Genomic DNA, 13,848 nt, shown 5'->3' with positions numbered 1-13,848 from the left:
GCTCCAGAAACAGACGATCGATAAATCAATCCAGACGCTGTCGAATAGCGCGCCGGCCTTACTGGACCTAGCTATGCCCGACAGGCCGCTTGCCGGCGATAACGAAACTCAGGAGTTATTCATGCCGCCAATCGAGCTTTTTGTCGCGCAGCTTTGTCCCTATGCGCACCGTGTCAGGCTCGCCCTTGCCGAGAAAGGCCTGCAGGCGACGGAAATCGAAATCGATCTGCGCAACAAGCCGGCGTGGTTCCTGAAACTCACGCCGACGGGAAAGGTGCCGCTGCTGCGCCATCAGGGGCAATATGTCAGGGAGTTGGCGATCATCTGCGAATATCTCGATGATGCATTCCCCGAACGGCCGATTTTCCCCAGGGATGCTCATGCCCGCGCTGAGGCGCGCATCTGGATCAGCTTCGCCGACACGCAGCTTTACGCCAGGACGGCAACCATGATGCACAGTTCCGACGCTATGGTTCATGAGCGGATCAAGGCCCAGCTTGGCGACGCCCTGCGCTTTGTGGAACAGCATGCCTTTGCGAGGCGAGGGGCGGACGAACGGTTTTTGCTGGGCTCGGAATTCAGCGCCGCCGACGTCGCCTTCTATCCCTGGTTCGAACAGCTGTGCGTGCTTGAGAAATATCTGGGCTTTGCCATGCCGACCGAATGCGAGCGCCTGCTGCGGTGGCAGGAAACGGTTGCCGCCAGGGAGGCGGTGCGGACCTGCGCAAGGTCGCCCGGCTTCTACCTGGAATCCTATGGCCGGCTTCTCGCGGCCTGAGACGAGCGGGCAAACGGAAAAAAATTCCTCACTATGGTGCTGCAAGGTCAGTCATTTGCTTCTTGCGGCAGGCGCAAGCCTGTAAATATGCGGCATCAAGCAGGTCCGCGAGAGGTGAGAGAAACATGCCCAATCCAACCGTCGTCGGGTTTTCCGGCAATTTCACCCGGCCGTCCAAGACGCGCGGCTTCGTCGACCAGGTCGTCAGGGACATTGCGCGCCAGCATGGATTGTCGGCGAGTACCTACGACATCGAAGACCTCGGCCCCTCACTTGGCGCTGCCAAATGGGCGCGCGATCTCGACGGTCAGGCGCGGGCAATCTTCGACAGCGTCGTCAATGCCGATGTGCTGGTGGTGGGGTCGCCGACCTACAAGGGCAGCTACACCGGCCTGTTCAAGCACTTCTTCGATCTGTTCGATCCCGCTTCCTTGCGCGGCAAGCCGGTGGTGCTGCTTGCCACCGGCGGTAACGATCGCCACGCGTTGATCGTCGAGCACCAGTTGCGGCCGCTGTTCGGCTTCTTCGAGGCGCTGACGCTGCCGACAGGGGTCTATGCCACGGACAAGGATTTTTCCGATGGCGTGCTGCGGGCAGAACCCATCCTGAAGCGCGTCGAGCAGGTCGTCGGCGAGGTCGGGCTGGTGCTGGCCAATCGCTCAGCTGCCGGCGTCGCGGCCGGATAGCACGCAGATTTTTACGTGATCCGCAAATCAATACCCCGCCGGCCAGGCCTGGCGGGGTATCGCCGTGCAAAGGTTCCCGCGCTTGCGGTCATCCTGAGCGACGATGACAACGCGGCTTGGCTAACTCCGAAATCCATTTCAGACGGATTTATCGCGATAACTAGTTCCTGTCCGCCGGCTTCGAACGCATCCTTGACACGGTCTCGCGCTCGGCGCGCTTGGAGCGCAGCGGCGGCAGGCCGCGGTCGATCAGGTCCATGTCTTCCAGAACCATGTCGCCCATGCGCTTGAAGGCGATGTCGAGCGCGCCGGCGCGATGGGCGGAGCGCAGGAAGCCGGGGATCGCACGGACCGGATGGTCCGCCGCCAGCGGCTCTTCGGGGAAGACATCGCTGGCGGCAAGGATGTGACCACTCTTCACCGCCGCCATCAAGGCCGGAAAATCGACGACGCCGGCGCGGCTGAGCAGGATGAAGGCGGCGCCCTTGCGCATGCTGGCAAAAGCATCGGTGCCGAGAAAACCCTGGTTCTCCGAGGTCACCGAAGCGACGACGAAGACGAAGTCACTGGTCGACAGCACCTCGTCGAGCGAGGCCGGTTCGACGCCATTGTCGATCAGGATCGATGGCGGCAGCCAGGGATCGAAGACCTTGGTGCGGGTACGAAAGCCCGACAGCAGCCGGTTCAGCGCACGGCCCAGATCGCCGAAGCCGATGATGCCGACATCGGCGCCGGACAGAAGCCGCGCCGTCAAATTGCCATCGCCGCCCCACAGCTCCTCGCCTTTGCGGAAAGCGAGGTCGGCATCGACAATATTTCGGGCAAGGTTGAGCGCCATGGCGAGGCCAAGCTCGGCCACCGGCTCGGCGAAGACGAGGCCGGTGGTGACGACATGGATGCCGCGCGCAAACAGCGTCTCATAGGGCATGTTGTTGATGAGGTTGGTCTCGACATTGAAGACGCAACGCAGCGCCTGCATCCGGTCCAAGGTCTCGGGCGAGATCGGCGGCTGGCCGATAATATAGCGGGCTTCGGCAAGCACGTCGGCGGGCAAGTTCGCCACGCCCTCGGCCGTCGTCTCGACGACGCGGTAATGCGCCTTGAGGCGCGCCAGCTGCGGTGAGGTGAAGATCAGGTCGAGCGTGCGTGGTTCCGGCGCGCTGATGACCAGCGGCAGGGCCTTGTTTGGCATGACGATTCCTCCCCGGCGCGATCCGTATCGCGTATTTTGCTTTGCACTTGCGGTAGTCCCCAAAACCGCTTGCCGCCGTCCGGCGGCATGTGCTTGAGGGGTAAAATACCCACGATTAAACGATTTACAACTCCGGGAGGGGCCGCCGATCGCGTGGCTCGAGCCTTGCCGGGTTTTGATGCGGGAATCCCTTGGCTCGCCAGGCAACGGCCCTGAGGGCTCCTTTCCTTCTCCCCTGTGAGAGAAGGTGGAGTCAAAACGGATAGTGCTGCCCCGGATCCTCGATGGTCAGCCAGCGCAGGTCGGTGAACTCGGCAATCGAGGCCTTGCCGCCGAAGCGGCCGTAGCCTGAACCCTTGACGCCGCCGAACGGCATTTGCGCCTCGTCGCCGACGGTCGGGCCGTTGATGTGGCAGATACCGGCTTCGATGCGCGCGGCAACCGCCATGGCACGGCGGATGTCGCGGCTGAACACGGCTGAAGACAGGCCGTATTCGGTATCGTTGGCGACACATACCGCTTCGTCCTCGCCCTTGACGCGGATCACCGGCTTGACCGGGCCGAAGGATTCTTCCGAATAGACGCGCATCGCCGGCGTCACGTGGTCGAGCAATGTCGCCTCGACCACGGTTCCGGTGCGCTTGCCGCCGGCCACAAGCCTGGCGCCCTTGGCGACGGCGTCGGCAACCAGTTCTTCCATCTTGTCGGCGGCTTGGTCGCTGATCAGCGAACCGAGCACGACATGGCCGCGCGGGTCACCGGCAGGCAGCTGCGCCGCGCGGGCGGCGAGCTTGGCGACGAACTCGTCGGCGACCTTTTCATCGACGACCAGACGCTCGGTCGACATGCAGATCTGGCCCTGATGCATGTAGGCGCCGAAGGTCGCCGCATTGACCGCCGCATCGATGTCGGCATCGTCGAGCACGACCAGCGGCGCCTTGCCGCCGAGTTCGAGCAGCGCCGGCTTCAAGTGACGGCCGGCGAGTTCGGCAATGATTCTGCCGACCTTGGTCGAGCCGGTGAAGTTGACACGCCTGACTGCAGGGTGCGCGACCAGTGCCTCGACGATTGCCGCTGCGTCCTTGGGGTCATTGGTGACGACATTGATGACGCCCTTGGGCAGGCCCGCCTCGACCAGCACCTGGCCGATCAGCCGGTGTGTGCCGGGGCACATTTCGGAGGCTTTCAGCACAACCGTGTTGCCGCAGGCGATCGGCATGGCGATGGCACGGGTACCGAGGATGACCGGCGCATTCCACGGCGCGATGCCGAGGCAGACGCCGGCCGGCTGGCGGATCGCCATGGCCAGCGTGCCGGGCTTGTCGGAGGGAATGACCTCGCCCGAAATCTGCGTCGTCATGGCGGCTGCCTCGCGCAGCATTTTGGCGGCGAGCATGACGTTGAAGCCGGCCCAGGGGCCGGTCGCGCCGGTTTCTTCCATCATCAATTTGGTGAATTCGCCGACCTTGGAGTCCATGACATCGGCCGCCTTGGACAGCAAAGCGCGGCGCTCGCCCGGACCGGTCTTCGACCACGTCTTGAAAGCGGCAGCAGCGGCTTCGACCGCGGCATTGGCGTCGGCGATGCTGGCTGCGGCAGCGCGGGTCGCCAGCTTGCCGGTGAACGGGTCCATGCGCTCATAAGAGGCTGAGCCGGAGGCATCCCTTTTATCACCGTCGATCAGAAGTCCGATGTCCATTGTTCTCTCCCTCGCTCGCCGTGGAGCGTCTTTTCTATATTGACCACGATCTTATCAGAAAACCGGCTCCCACTTTTCGGGATGATGGTCTAGAAGCCGAGCACCTCGGCATTGATCGATGCTTCAAGCCCACCGTCAACCGGCACATTGGCGCCGTTGACCCAGCGTGCGCCGTCCGAGCACAGGAACAGCACGACAGGCGCGATGTCGCCCGAGCTTCCGGCGCGTCCGACCCTGGCGATGTCGCTGTCGACGCGGGCGTCACCCAGCACATTGCGGAACTGTTTGAGGATCGGCGTCTCGACCGGGCCGGGGCTCACTGCATTGACGCGGATGCCGCGGCTCCTGAACAGGTCCTGATGCGCGGCGCGCTGCGTCCACAACAGCAGCAGCTCCTTGGAAACGGGATAGCCTTCCTCGTTCTTCACCTGATGGTCGGCGATCATCTTCGCCACATCGGGAAAGCCTTCGATGCCGACCATCGATGCCGCGCGGTTGAGATTGGCGCGCCAGCCATAGCCGGCGATCGAGGCGACGTTGACTACGGTGCCGCCTTCACGAAGTCTTGGTGCGAGGCCTTCCGAGAGCGCGCGCAGGCCGTAGAAGTTGACGGCCAGTGTCGACACCGCACCGGTGTTGCCGGGGAGGCCGGCGACATTGCAGAGCGCATCGATGCGCTGCGGCAGGCGCCCGAGGAGATCGTCGACGCCGGCCTTGGATGAGATGTCAGCCTTGACGAAACTGCCGGCCGATGCTGCCGGTTCACGCATATCGACGCCGATCACGTCAGCGCCCAGTTGGCCGGCAAGTTCGGCCGTGCGAGCGCCGATACCAGAGGCGACACCGGTGATGAGGATGGTCTTGCCGAACAGCATGGTCACGCCTTTTCACTATGCGTTGCGGCCTGTTGCGGCGAAGGCGTCGCGTCACTATCGCCGGCGTTTGCCGGCAGCCTGACCCGGTAGCCGACCGGTAGCAGGCGCAGGCCAAGGCGCTCCTCCAGCGTTCCCCACACGCCGCGCGGCAGGAACAGCGAGAACAGCACCGCCGTGGCGCCGAGGCCGATCAGATACCAGACGCCGGTGCCGCCGAACCAGGTCTCGATGAGGAAGAACAGCAGCGCACCCAGAATGGCGCCCTCGAAGGTGCCGATGCCGCCGACCAGCACCATGAAGATCATGTAGGCGGTCCACTGGACGTTGAAGTAGGTTTTCGGCTGGAAGGTGATCGACGTGGCCAACCACAGCGCGCCGGCCATGCCGATGCCGAAGGCGGCGAGCACGAAGAGCAGCCGCTTGGTTCCGGTGACGCGCACGCCGACCGATGCCGCGGCCTCCTCATTGTCCCTGATGGCGCGGATGGCCGCACCCGTGCTGCCGCGCAGCAGGCTAAACAGGGTGGCGAGCAGCGCCGTCATCGCGGCCAGCGCCAGCCAGTAGATCGTCGCCCGCCTGGAACCGGCGTCATAGACGTTGAGCGAGATCAGCGACGTCCCGGTCTCGCCTTGCACCAGCCGGTCGAGATTGACCAGGAGATGGGTGAGCGCCGCGATCACCCACATGCCGATGGCGAACTCGCCGTTCCTGAGCCGCAGCATGAACAGCGACATCGGCCAGGAGATCGCGCCGACAATGATCGCGGAGACGAACAGCGAAGCGAACGGGTTGAGGCCGGCATCGGCCAGGCGGATGGTGAAATAGGCGCCGAGGCCGAAGAACACTTGCTGTCCCACCGAAACCAGCCCGCCGAAGCCGGCCAGCGCGTTCCACATCGCTGCCAGGATCACATAGATGAACAAGGCGGTCACGCGGTCGACGGCGCCGGCCGACAGGAAATGCGGCGCGACGCCAAGTAGCGCGATGATGACGACGACCGCAATCGCCGAGATGCGCGAGGCGGAGGTGCCGCGCTCGATAGCGGGGGCGTTTAAAACCGCGCTCATGATGCTTTCCTCGCGGGCAGGCGCAGCAGGCCGCGCAGGCCGAGGCCGCAGGTGGAGAGCCGGATGAACAGCACGATCAGGAAGGCGACATGGCCGCCGATCAGAAAACCTTGCGGATGGATCTGCGCGCCGAGCGTCTGGGCGAGCGCCAGAACGATGCCGCCGACCAGCGTGCCCCATAGCGAACCGGCGCCGCCGATCACCGCCGCCTCGAAAGCGAACAGCAATTGAGGTGCGCCGGTATAGGGATCGAAGGTGGCGCGCATGCCGAGGAAGGCACCGGCAAGACCGACCGTGACCATGGCGATGGCGGCCGCGAGGGCGTTGGCGCGGCGCGCATCGACGCCGACGAGACCGGCCGTGTCGGGATCTTCCGACGTGGCGCGGATCGAGCGGCCAAGCCTGGTGTTGGTAAGGAACAGCTGCAGTCCGCCAAGCAATATGACGGCGGCGGCGAACATGATCACGGCAAGCTTGCCGACATAGATGCTGCCCGGCCATTCCCAGGAATCGTAGGAGAGGCTGCCGATATAGGGCGCCAGCGAACGTGTGTCGGCGCCGAACTGCTCGAACAGCGCATTGTCGATGACGATGGCGAGGCCGAACGTGGTCAGGATCGGCAGCAGCGCGCCTCCACGGGCGCTGCGCTCGAGCAGGAAGCGCTGCAGCGCCCAGCCGATGGCCGCCATCAGCGGCAGCACGATGAGCAGGCCGACGAAGGGCGAGATATGGAATTGCGAGGCGAGCCACCACAGCGCATAGGCGGAAAACACGGCCAGGCTGCCATGCGCGAGGTTGATTATGCGCATCACCGAAAACATGAAGGAGAGGCCGCAGGCGATAAGCGCGTAGTAGCCGCCGAGCAGGATGCCCTGGACGATCTGGTTGCTCATGCCGGCACACTCCCGGCGCTTTTTCTGTGCAGACCGAAATAGGCTTTCGTCACTTCATCGCGGGACATGCCCTTGCTCGGGCCTTCCAGCGCGACGCGGCCTTCGAGCATGCAGATGACCTTGTCCGAGACCGAGAGCGCGCGATTGAGGTCCTGTTCGACCAGGATGATCGTCGTGCCGGAGCTGATCAGGCCTTGCAGCGAAGCGTATACGCGATCGACCACCAGCGGCGACAGGCCGAGCGAGACCTCGTCGAGCAGCAGCAGTTCGGGATTGCTCATCAAAGCGCGGCCGATGGCGGTGGCCTGCTGCTCGCCACCGGAGAGATGCCCGGTCTTGGCATGGCGGCGCGGCTTCAGATTGGGGAACGTGTCGAGCACTCGTTCCACGCTCCAGTCGCCGGGACGGCCGGCGGTCTTGCCAAGCAGGAGGTTCTCCTCGACCGTCATTTGCACGAACAGTTTTCGCCCTTCCGGCACCAGCGCGACGCCCATGCCGACGCGCTTGTGCGAGGGAACGCCGGTGATATCGGCGCCATTCAGCAGCACGCGGCCGGCCGTCGGCTCATGGGCGCCGGCGATCGCCCGCAGCAGCGTCGTCTTGCCGGCGCCGTTGGCGCCGACCAGCGCCAGCGTTTCGCCGCGCTCGATCGTAAAGCTCACACCGCGCACCGCCTGCAACAGGCCATGGCGGACGACCAGATTCTCGATTGCGAGCAGGCTCATTTCGGGCCTCCGCCGAGATAGGCGCGCACGACTTCCGGGTCGGCCATCACCGCTTGCGGCTCGCCATCGGCGATGATCTTGCCGGCGTCCATACAGATCAGCCGCTCTGCCACCTGCAGCAGGATGTGGACGATGTGCTCGATCCAGACGATGCCGATCTTGCGGCGGCGCAATTCCTTGATGGTATCGACAAGTTCGCTCGCCTCGCCATCGGTCAGTCCGCCGCCGATCTCGTCGAGCAGAAGCAGCGTAGGCCTTGCCGCGAGCGCGCGGGCAAGTTCCAGCCGCTTGCGGTCGAGCAGGCCGAGCGTTTCGGCGCGCCGGTTGGCCACGCCCATCATGCCGCACAGTTTCAGCGACTCCAGCGCCTCTTCATAGGCCTCGTCGCGGGCGAGACCGGCACCATGCGACGCGGCAACAAAAACGTTCTCGAACGTGGTCATGCCGCTGAACGGCTTGGGCACCTGGTGCGTGCGCACCAGGCCGAGACGACAGCGCGCTGTAGCCGGCATCGCGGTCACATCGCCACCCTTGAAGGCGACCGTGCCGGCGCTCGGCGGGAAGGCGCCTGACAAGATGCTGAGCAGCGTCGTCTTGCCGGCGCCGTTCGGGCCGACGATGCCGACGGCCTCATCGGCATTCATGGCGAAGTCGACATCGTCGAGCACCACCAGCGCGCCGAAGCGTTTCTGGATGCCGGCAGCGCGGAGGATCGCGGCGTTTGCTGAACCGTTCACGATGCGATCCCCGTAACCGACCGTCAGCTGTTATACGGCTGGAGCTTGGCCTCGACCGGAACCTTCGGGTCGGTGGCGTTCTCGGTCACGACGTAGTCGAGCGGGAATTTGCCGCCTTCCTTGGCCGCCACCCATTGGGTGCCGATGATCGGGCCGGGAGAGACATTGGCGACCGGGCCGCTGGTGAAGTCGACCTTGCCGATCATGGTCTCGGTGTTGAGCGTGCTCAGCGCCTTGGCGACGGCCGCCTTGTCCTTGGCGTCGGTGCTTGCCTTCAGCGCCTCGAAGCCGGCGTCGAGCAGCGACATCGAGGCGCCGAGCTGCTGCGTCCACTGCTTGCCGCTTGCGGCCTCATAGCCGTCGGCCAGTTTGGTCCCCGAAACGCCGGTCAGCGGCGACTTGTAGGGGAAGGCCTTGTGCCAGTACGCGGCGCTCGAAATCTTGTTGCCGAGATCGCCGAGCGCCTCGATGTCGGACGGGAACAGCCCGGTCTTGGCGACCTGGCAGATCTTGATCTGCTTGATCAGGCCTTGCTGCGCGGCCTGGCGCCAGAAGGCGGCGAAGTCCGGCGGGATCGGGAAGGAGTTGAAGATCTCGACGCCTTCCTGTTTGAACAGTGCGATCTGCGAGGAATAGTCGGTGGTGCCGGTCTCGTAGGCGCCGGGATCGACGATGGTGAAACCCTGCTTTGCCAGCAACGGCGCCAGATGGGTGCGGATGGCATTGCCGTCTGCGTCGTTGGGGTACATGACGCCGACCTTCTTGTTGGTCTCGATCAGGTTCCATTGCGAGATGTAGGTCCGGAAGAACTCGTCGACGCCGAAGCCGAAATGATAGGTCCATTTGAACGGCGAGGGTTCGCCGGGCTTGGCGCCGCGGCCGAAATACCAGGCCTCCCACGGCATGACGGTGGAGAGGCAAGGCACGCCGGCGGCTTCGCAGGCGTCGGCGACCGGGTTGATCACCTCCGGCGTCGACACCGCCAGCATCAGGTCGACGGCCTGGTTGTTGATGAGGTCCTTGGCGAGCTGGCCGGCGCGCGACGGGTCGGATTGCGTGTCCTGGTCGATGATCTCGACACTGTATTTCTTGCCGCCGATGTCGAGGCCGTTGGCGAGCGCCTTGCGGGCGAGATCGAGCACATAGCCGTCGGTCTGGCCGAAGCCGGCGAGCGGCCCGGTGCGCGGGCTGACAAAGCCGACCTTCAGCGTGTCGGCGGCCTGCGCGAATGCCTGGCCGCGGCTGAGCGCAAGTGCCGCGCCGCCGGCGAGCGATGTGGCGATGAACTGGCGCCGCGAGACGCCGGATTTGCTTGAGGTCATGCTGGTATTCCTCCCTTTCCTGACGGCACCTGGAGGTCACCGCCGGCCTGCTCAAAATCGATGCCGCCCGTTCTTAAGATCGGAGATCGCCCCGGCAGGCCTTGAGGCGGCAGCGGAACGCCGCCAATGCCGATAACGGCACGATTTCGATCCTCCCATCGTCACAGTGCCCTAGGTGTTTGGTTTGGTAAAATGATATTTTGCGGTGTTTCGTTAACCAACAGGTTATGGAAATACGGCTGAAGGCCCGCTCTGCGCCAGATTGGCGAAAGGTGCTCAGGCGTTCTGGCTGGCCGCCTCGCGAATGGTCTGCAGCAGGATGGTGAAGGCCGGCGAAGGCGCAGTGTCGGTCCGCATCGTCAGGCCGACCGGCCCTTTGGTTTCCTCGGTGTTGACGGGCAAGGCGACGAAGGCGCCGCTGGAGAGTTCGTTGGCGACGACGCCTGTCGATATGATCCAGACCGCATTGCTTTGGCGCAGGAAGGCACGGCCGAAGGAATCCGAGACGGTCTCGATCTCGGTCGCAGGCGCCGTCATGCCGTTGGTGATGAACAGGCGGTCGACGAAGGGGCGGATGACCGACTCCCGCGTCGGCATCAGCACCGGGAATTCATCGAGCCGGGCGAAGATGTCCTGGCCCGGCTGCAGCAGCGGATGGCCGGCCCTCACCACGAACAGCACCGGTTCGGAATAGAGATGCTCGAAGAAGAAGCCGGTCATGTTTTCCGGCGCCGCAAGCCGGCCGACGACGAGATCGAGCGCACCGACGCGCAACTGTTCCAGCAGGACCGCGTTCTCGCCGGTGACGATCTTGATCGCAGCACCGGTATTTTCACTCAGGAACAGGCTTATGGCGCGTGGCATCACCTTGGCCGACACTGTCGGGAGCGCGCCGATGCGGATCGGATGCCGGTTGATGGCGCCGTCCTGGCGGACGGAATCGACGCCGCGCTTCAGTGCCGTGATCGCCGTGCCGGCATGGCCGAGAAAGATTTCGCCAAGCCGTGTCACCCTGATGCCGCGGCCGTCGCGTTCGACGACAGCGATGCCAAGCGCCTCCTCCAATTCGCGCAACGTCTTGGTCACGGCCGGTGGGCTGACATGGAGAAAGTCGGCCGCCCTCGCCACGCTGCCTTGCCGCGCTACCTCAAGGAATGCCTGCAGGTGACGGAACCTTATGCGGCTTTCGGACATGTTCTCATAACCTAGCAGTTAATGAAACGGCGTAAAATATCATTTTACCAAACCAAATGCCTTGTGCAATGTGAACACGGAGGATCGAAATCGTGCCATTCGTCAACATTGGCGGCATCACGCTGCACCATCGCCATATCAAGGCGAAGGGAAATGCGCGGCCGATCGTGTTCATCAATTCGCTGGGCACCGACTTCCGCGTCTGGGACGAGGTGTTGTCCGAACTGGGTGGCGAAATGCCTGTGTTGGTCTACGACAAGCGCGGCCATGGCCTGTCCGACATTGGTGGCGTCAGCTCGATCGACGAGCATGTCGATGATCTGTCGGGCCTGATCGATCATTTCGAACTGAACAATGCGGTGCTGTGCGGCCTGTCGGTGGGCGGCCTGATTGCGCAAGGGTTTTATGCCCGGCGCCCCGAAATCGTCGACGGCCTCATCCTGTGCGACACCGCCCACAAGATCGGCACGGCCGACAGCTGGAACACCCGCATCGAAACGGTCGAAAGCAAAGGTATCCAGGCCATCGCCGATGCCGTGCTCAAAATGTGGTTTACGCCTGCCTTCCACGCGGACCGTGTCGCCGAGCTCGACGGCTACTGGAACATGATGACCCGGCAAGCCGTCGCCGGCTATGTCGGCACCTGCGCCGCGGTGCGCGATGCCGATTTCACCGAGGCCGCGCAGGGGATCGCGGTACCCACGCTTTGCGTCGTTGGCGACCAGGACGGCTCGACGCCGCCGGATCTCGTCCGCTGGCTGGCCGATCTGATCCCAGGCGCACATTTCGAAATCATTCGTGACGCCGCGCACATCCCTTGCGTCGAACAGCCCAAGGCGCTGACCACCCTGATCCGCGATTTCGTCGCGGCGCTTCCCCTGAGAAAGCAGACCCATGGATGAACTGCCCAAAAATGAAACCAGATATCAGACCGGGCTGACCGTCAGGCGCTCGGTGCTCGGCGACCCGCATGTTGATCGCAGCGAGGATGCCGTCACCGATTTCGACCGGCCGTTCCAGGAGCTGATCACCGAGGCAGCCTGGGGCACTGTGTGGGCGCGTCCGGGCTTCAGCAGGCGCGAACGCTCGATCGTGACGCTGGCACTGCTGGCCGCCCTTGGCCATGATGAAGAGGTCGCCATGCATGTGCGCGCCACCGCCAACACCGGTGCGTCGCGCGACGATATCTGCGAAGCGTTCCTGCATGTCGCGATCTATGCCGGCGTGCCGGCCGCCAACCGCGCCTTCAGGATCGCCAAGGAGGTGTTTTCGGAAATGGACGGAAGCAGGGCTGGCCATGCCAGCTGATGCCGGCTCGAACCGCAGGCCCGAGAGCGGAGCCTTCTTCCAGCGCGACCGTGGCTGGCATCCGCCGGCGCTGACGCCCGACTACAAGACGTCGGTGTTGCGCTCGCCGCAAAAGGCGCTGCTGGCCTTCGACAACACGGCGTCCGAAATCACCGGTCCGGTGTTCGGCCACGCCATGCTCGGCGAACTCGACAATGACCTGATCCACAACTTCGCCAAGCCCGGCGAGAGCGCAATCGGCGAGCGTATCATCGTCTATGGCCGCGTGCTCGACGAGCGCGGCCAGGGCGTCTCCGGCGCGCTGCTCGAATTCTGGCAGGCCAATTCAGGCGGCCGTTACCGCCACAAGAAGGACGGCTATCTCGCGCCGCTCGATCCGAATTTCGGCGGCTGCGGCCGCACCATCACCGATGCCGATGGCGGCTATGCCTTTCGCACGGTGAAACCCGGTCCCTATCCCTGGCCGAACGGGCCCAATGACTGGCGGCCATCGCACATCCATTTCTCGGTGTTCGGCCACGGCTTCGCACAGCGGCTGATCACGCAGATGTATTTCGAGGGCGACCCGCTGATCTGGCGGTGCCCGATCGTGCGCGGTATCCGTGACAAGGCGGCCGTTGAGACGCTGGTCGCGGCGCTCGACATGCAGGCGACGATCCCGTTCGACGCGCGCGCCTACAAGTTCGACATCGTGCTGCGCGGGCGCCGCGCCGCGCTGTTCGAAAACCGGCCGGAGGGCAATTGATGGCGCAATCGCTGACCCGGCTGAAGGAGAGCCCGTCGCAGACCGCCGGGCCCTACGTGCATATCGGGCTGACGCCGAATTTCGGTGGTATCGGCGGCGTCTATCCGACAGACCTCGGCGCGACGATGCTCAACGACAAGACCAAGGGCGAGCGCATCGGTTTGCGCATCCGCGTGCTCGACGGCACCGGCACGCCGCTCAGGGATGCCTTGATCGAAATCTGGCAAGCGGATGCCAATGGCTTCTACAATTCGCCGGCCGAATTGCGCGGCGATGCCGATCCGGATTTTCAGGGCTGGGGCCGTCAGCCGACCGACATGGAAACCGGCCTGTGCAGTTTTCAGACGATCAAGCCGGGACGCGTGCCGTATGGCGACGGCCGGCTGATGGCGCCGCATATCAGCCTGTGGATCGTCGCCCGCGGCATCAATATCGGCCTCCACACGCGGCTCTATTTCTCCGACGAGGCCAAGGCCAATGCCGAGGATCCGATCCTGGCCCGCATCGAGCACAAGGTGCGCGTGCCGACGCTGATCGCCGAGCGGCAAGGCGACAACTATATTTTCGACGTCCATCTCCAAGGGGAGAAGGAAACGGTCTTCTTCGACAGCTGACGGTCAGGAAACC

General features: G+C 64.2%; 15 protein-coding genes. 6 read left to right on the top strand and 9 right to left on the bottom strand.

The features are described 5' to 3' along the window. The first annotated feature begins 73 nt into the window (after positions 1–73). Positions 74–778: a glutathione S-transferase family protein gene (locus AC3EML_RS25560; protein WP_488505342.1), complete on the top strand. Its 705-nt coding sequence runs from the start codon at positions 74–76 to the stop codon at positions 776–778. Between the two features lie 125 nt (positions 779–903). Further along, the gene (msuE, locus tag AC3EML_RS25555) at positions 904–1,464 is read left to right on the top strand and encodes an FMN reductase (protein WP_352444550.1); all 561 of its coding nucleotides are present in this window, start codon (positions 904–906) and stop codon (positions 1,462–1,464) included. A 160-nt stretch (positions 1,465–1,624) separates the two neighbouring features. Here the strand turns inward: msuE and AC3EML_RS25550 are convergent, their stop codons facing one another. The 9 genes from AC3EML_RS25550 to pcaQ all read right to left on the bottom strand — a co-directional run bounded on the left by AC3EML_RS25550 (position 1,625) and on the right by pcaQ (position 11,168). Then, a complete protein-coding gene (locus AC3EML_RS25550) occupies positions 1,625–2,656 on the bottom strand; it encodes a hydroxyacid dehydrogenase (protein WP_352444548.1) in 1,032 nt (343 codons plus the stop codon). Positions 2,657–2,909: 253 nt separating this feature from the next. Further along, positions 2,910–4,355 (bottom strand): aldehyde dehydrogenase, encoded by a 1,446-nt coding sequence (locus tag AC3EML_RS25545; protein ID WP_023741772.1) that lies wholly within the window; start codon positions 4,353–4,355, stop codon positions 2,910–2,912. Positions 4,356–4,444: 89 nt separating this feature from the next. Then, positions 4,445–5,230 carry a coniferyl-alcohol dehydrogenase gene (locus tag AC3EML_RS25540; RefSeq protein WP_023749942.1) on the bottom strand — a complete coding sequence of 262 codons (786 nt, stop codon included), beginning with the start codon at positions 5,228–5,230 and terminating at the stop codon, positions 4,445–4,447. Between the two features lie 2 nt (positions 5,231–5,232). Further along, positions 5,233–6,297 (bottom strand): branched-chain amino acid ABC transporter permease, encoded by a 1,065-nt coding sequence (locus AC3EML_RS25535; protein ID WP_023702146.1) that lies wholly within the window; start codon positions 6,295–6,297, stop codon positions 5,233–5,235. Beyond that, positions 6,294–7,190: a branched-chain amino acid ABC transporter permease gene (locus AC3EML_RS25530; protein ID WP_023749940.1), complete on the bottom strand. Its 897-nt coding sequence runs from the start codon at positions 7,188–7,190 to the stop codon at positions 6,294–6,296. The genes AC3EML_RS25535 and AC3EML_RS25530 overlap by 4 nt, the downstream gene beginning before the upstream one ends. Continuing rightward, a complete protein-coding gene (locus AC3EML_RS25525; RefSeq protein ID WP_023685278.1) occupies positions 7,187–7,915 on the bottom strand; it encodes an ABC transporter ATP-binding protein in 729 nt (242 codons plus the stop codon). Before AC3EML_RS25525 ends, AC3EML_RS25530 begins: the two co-directional genes overlap by 4 nt. Continuing rightward, positions 7,912–8,652: an ABC transporter ATP-binding protein gene (locus tag AC3EML_RS25520; protein WP_023691339.1), complete on the bottom strand. Its 741-nt coding sequence runs from the start codon at positions 8,650–8,652 to the stop codon at positions 7,912–7,914. Before AC3EML_RS25520 ends, AC3EML_RS25525 begins: the two co-directional genes overlap by 4 nt. A 23-nt stretch (positions 8,653–8,675) precedes the next feature. Then, positions 8,676–9,974, bottom strand: coding sequence for an ABC transporter substrate-binding protein (locus AC3EML_RS25515; RefSeq protein WP_352521545.1), 1,299 nt, complete (start codon positions 9,972–9,974; stop codon positions 8,676–8,678). Between the two features lie 276 nt (positions 9,975–10,250). Further along, positions 10,251–11,168, bottom strand: coding sequence for a pca operon transcription factor PcaQ (gene pcaQ, locus AC3EML_RS25510; RefSeq protein WP_023685275.1), 918 nt, complete (start codon positions 11,166–11,168; stop codon positions 10,251–10,253). A gap of 92 nt (positions 11,169–11,260) precedes the next feature. On the opposite strand from pcaQ, the gene pcaD reads away from it, so the two are divergent. The 4 genes from pcaD to pcaG are packed head-to-tail and all read left to right on the top strand — an operon-like array spanning position 11,261 to position 13,835. Then, a complete protein-coding gene (gene pcaD, locus AC3EML_RS25505) occupies positions 11,261–12,070 on the top strand; it encodes a 3-oxoadipate enol-lactonase (RefSeq protein WP_023687922.1) in 810 nt (269 codons plus the stop codon). Further along, positions 12,063–12,476, top strand: coding sequence for a 4-carboxymuconolactone decarboxylase (pcaC, locus tag AC3EML_RS25500; RefSeq protein ID WP_023685273.1), 414 nt, complete (start codon positions 12,063–12,065; stop codon positions 12,474–12,476). The genes pcaD and pcaC overlap by 8 nt, the downstream gene beginning before the upstream one ends. After that, positions 12,466–13,221, top strand: coding sequence for a protocatechuate 3,4-dioxygenase subunit beta (gene pcaH / locus AC3EML_RS25495; protein ID WP_023685272.1), 756 nt, complete (start codon positions 12,466–12,468; stop codon positions 13,219–13,221). Before pcaC ends, pcaH begins: the two co-directional genes overlap by 11 nt. Beyond that, a complete protein-coding gene (gene pcaG / locus AC3EML_RS25490) occupies positions 13,221–13,835 on the top strand; it encodes a protocatechuate 3,4-dioxygenase subunit alpha (RefSeq protein ID WP_023685271.1) in 615 nt (204 codons plus the stop codon). The genes pcaH and pcaG overlap by 1 nt, the downstream gene beginning before the upstream one ends. Positions 13,836–13,848 lie beyond the last annotated feature (13 nt).

This window comes from Mesorhizobium sp. P170090, assembly GCF_057786115.1.
The sequence above is the reverse complement of the archived record's forward strand: the minus strand, read 5'-3'. Positions and strand labels throughout refer to the sequence as shown.

Bases quoted from the DNA above. Each gene is read 5' to 3' on its own strand.
- pcaG (WP_023685271.1), top strand. From the start codon at position 13,221: ATGGCGCAATCGCTGACCCGGCTGAAGGAGAGCCCGTCGCAGACCGCC.
- AC3EML_RS25515 (WP_352521545.1), bottom strand. From the start codon at position 9,974: ATGACCTCAAGCAAATCCGGCGTCTCGCGGCGCCAGTTCATCGCCACA.
- pcaC (WP_023685273.1), top strand. From the start codon at position 12,063: ATGGATGAACTGCCCAAAAATGAAACCAGATATCAGACCGGGCTGACC.
- AC3EML_RS25540 (WP_023749942.1), bottom strand. From the start codon at position 5,230: ATGCTGTTCGGCAAGACCATCCTCATCACCGGTGTCGCCTCTGGTATC.
- AC3EML_RS25560 (WP_488505342.1), top strand. From the start codon at position 74: ATGCCCGACAGGCCGCTTGCCGGCGATAACGAAACTCAGGAGTTATTC.
- AC3EML_RS25550 (WP_352444548.1), bottom strand. From the start codon at position 2,656: ATGCCAAACAAGGCCCTGCCGCTGGTCATCAGCGCGCCGGAACCACGC.
- AC3EML_RS25530 (WP_023749940.1), bottom strand. From the start codon at position 7,190: ATGAGCAACCAGATCGTCCAGGGCATCCTGCTCGGCGGCTACTACGCG.
- pcaH (WP_023685272.1), top strand. From the start codon at position 12,466: ATGCCAGCTGATGCCGGCTCGAACCGCAGGCCCGAGAGCGGAGCCTTC.
- AC3EML_RS25535 (WP_023702146.1), bottom strand. From the start codon at position 6,297: ATGAGCGCGGTTTTAAACGCCCCCGCTATCGAGCGCGGCACCTCCGCC.
- AC3EML_RS25545 (WP_023741772.1), bottom strand. From the start codon at position 4,355: ATGGACATCGGACTTCTGATCGACGGTGATAAAAGGGATGCCTCCGGC.
- pcaQ (WP_023685275.1), bottom strand. From the start codon at position 11,168: ATGTCCGAAAGCCGCATAAGGTTCCGTCACCTGCAGGCATTCCTTGAG.
- msuE (WP_352444550.1), top strand. From the start codon at position 904: ATGCCCAATCCAACCGTCGTCGGGTTTTCCGGCAATTTCACCCGGCCG.
- AC3EML_RS25525 (WP_023685278.1), bottom strand. From the start codon at position 7,915: ATGAGCCTGCTCGCAATCGAGAATCTGGTCGTCCGCCATGGCCTGTTG.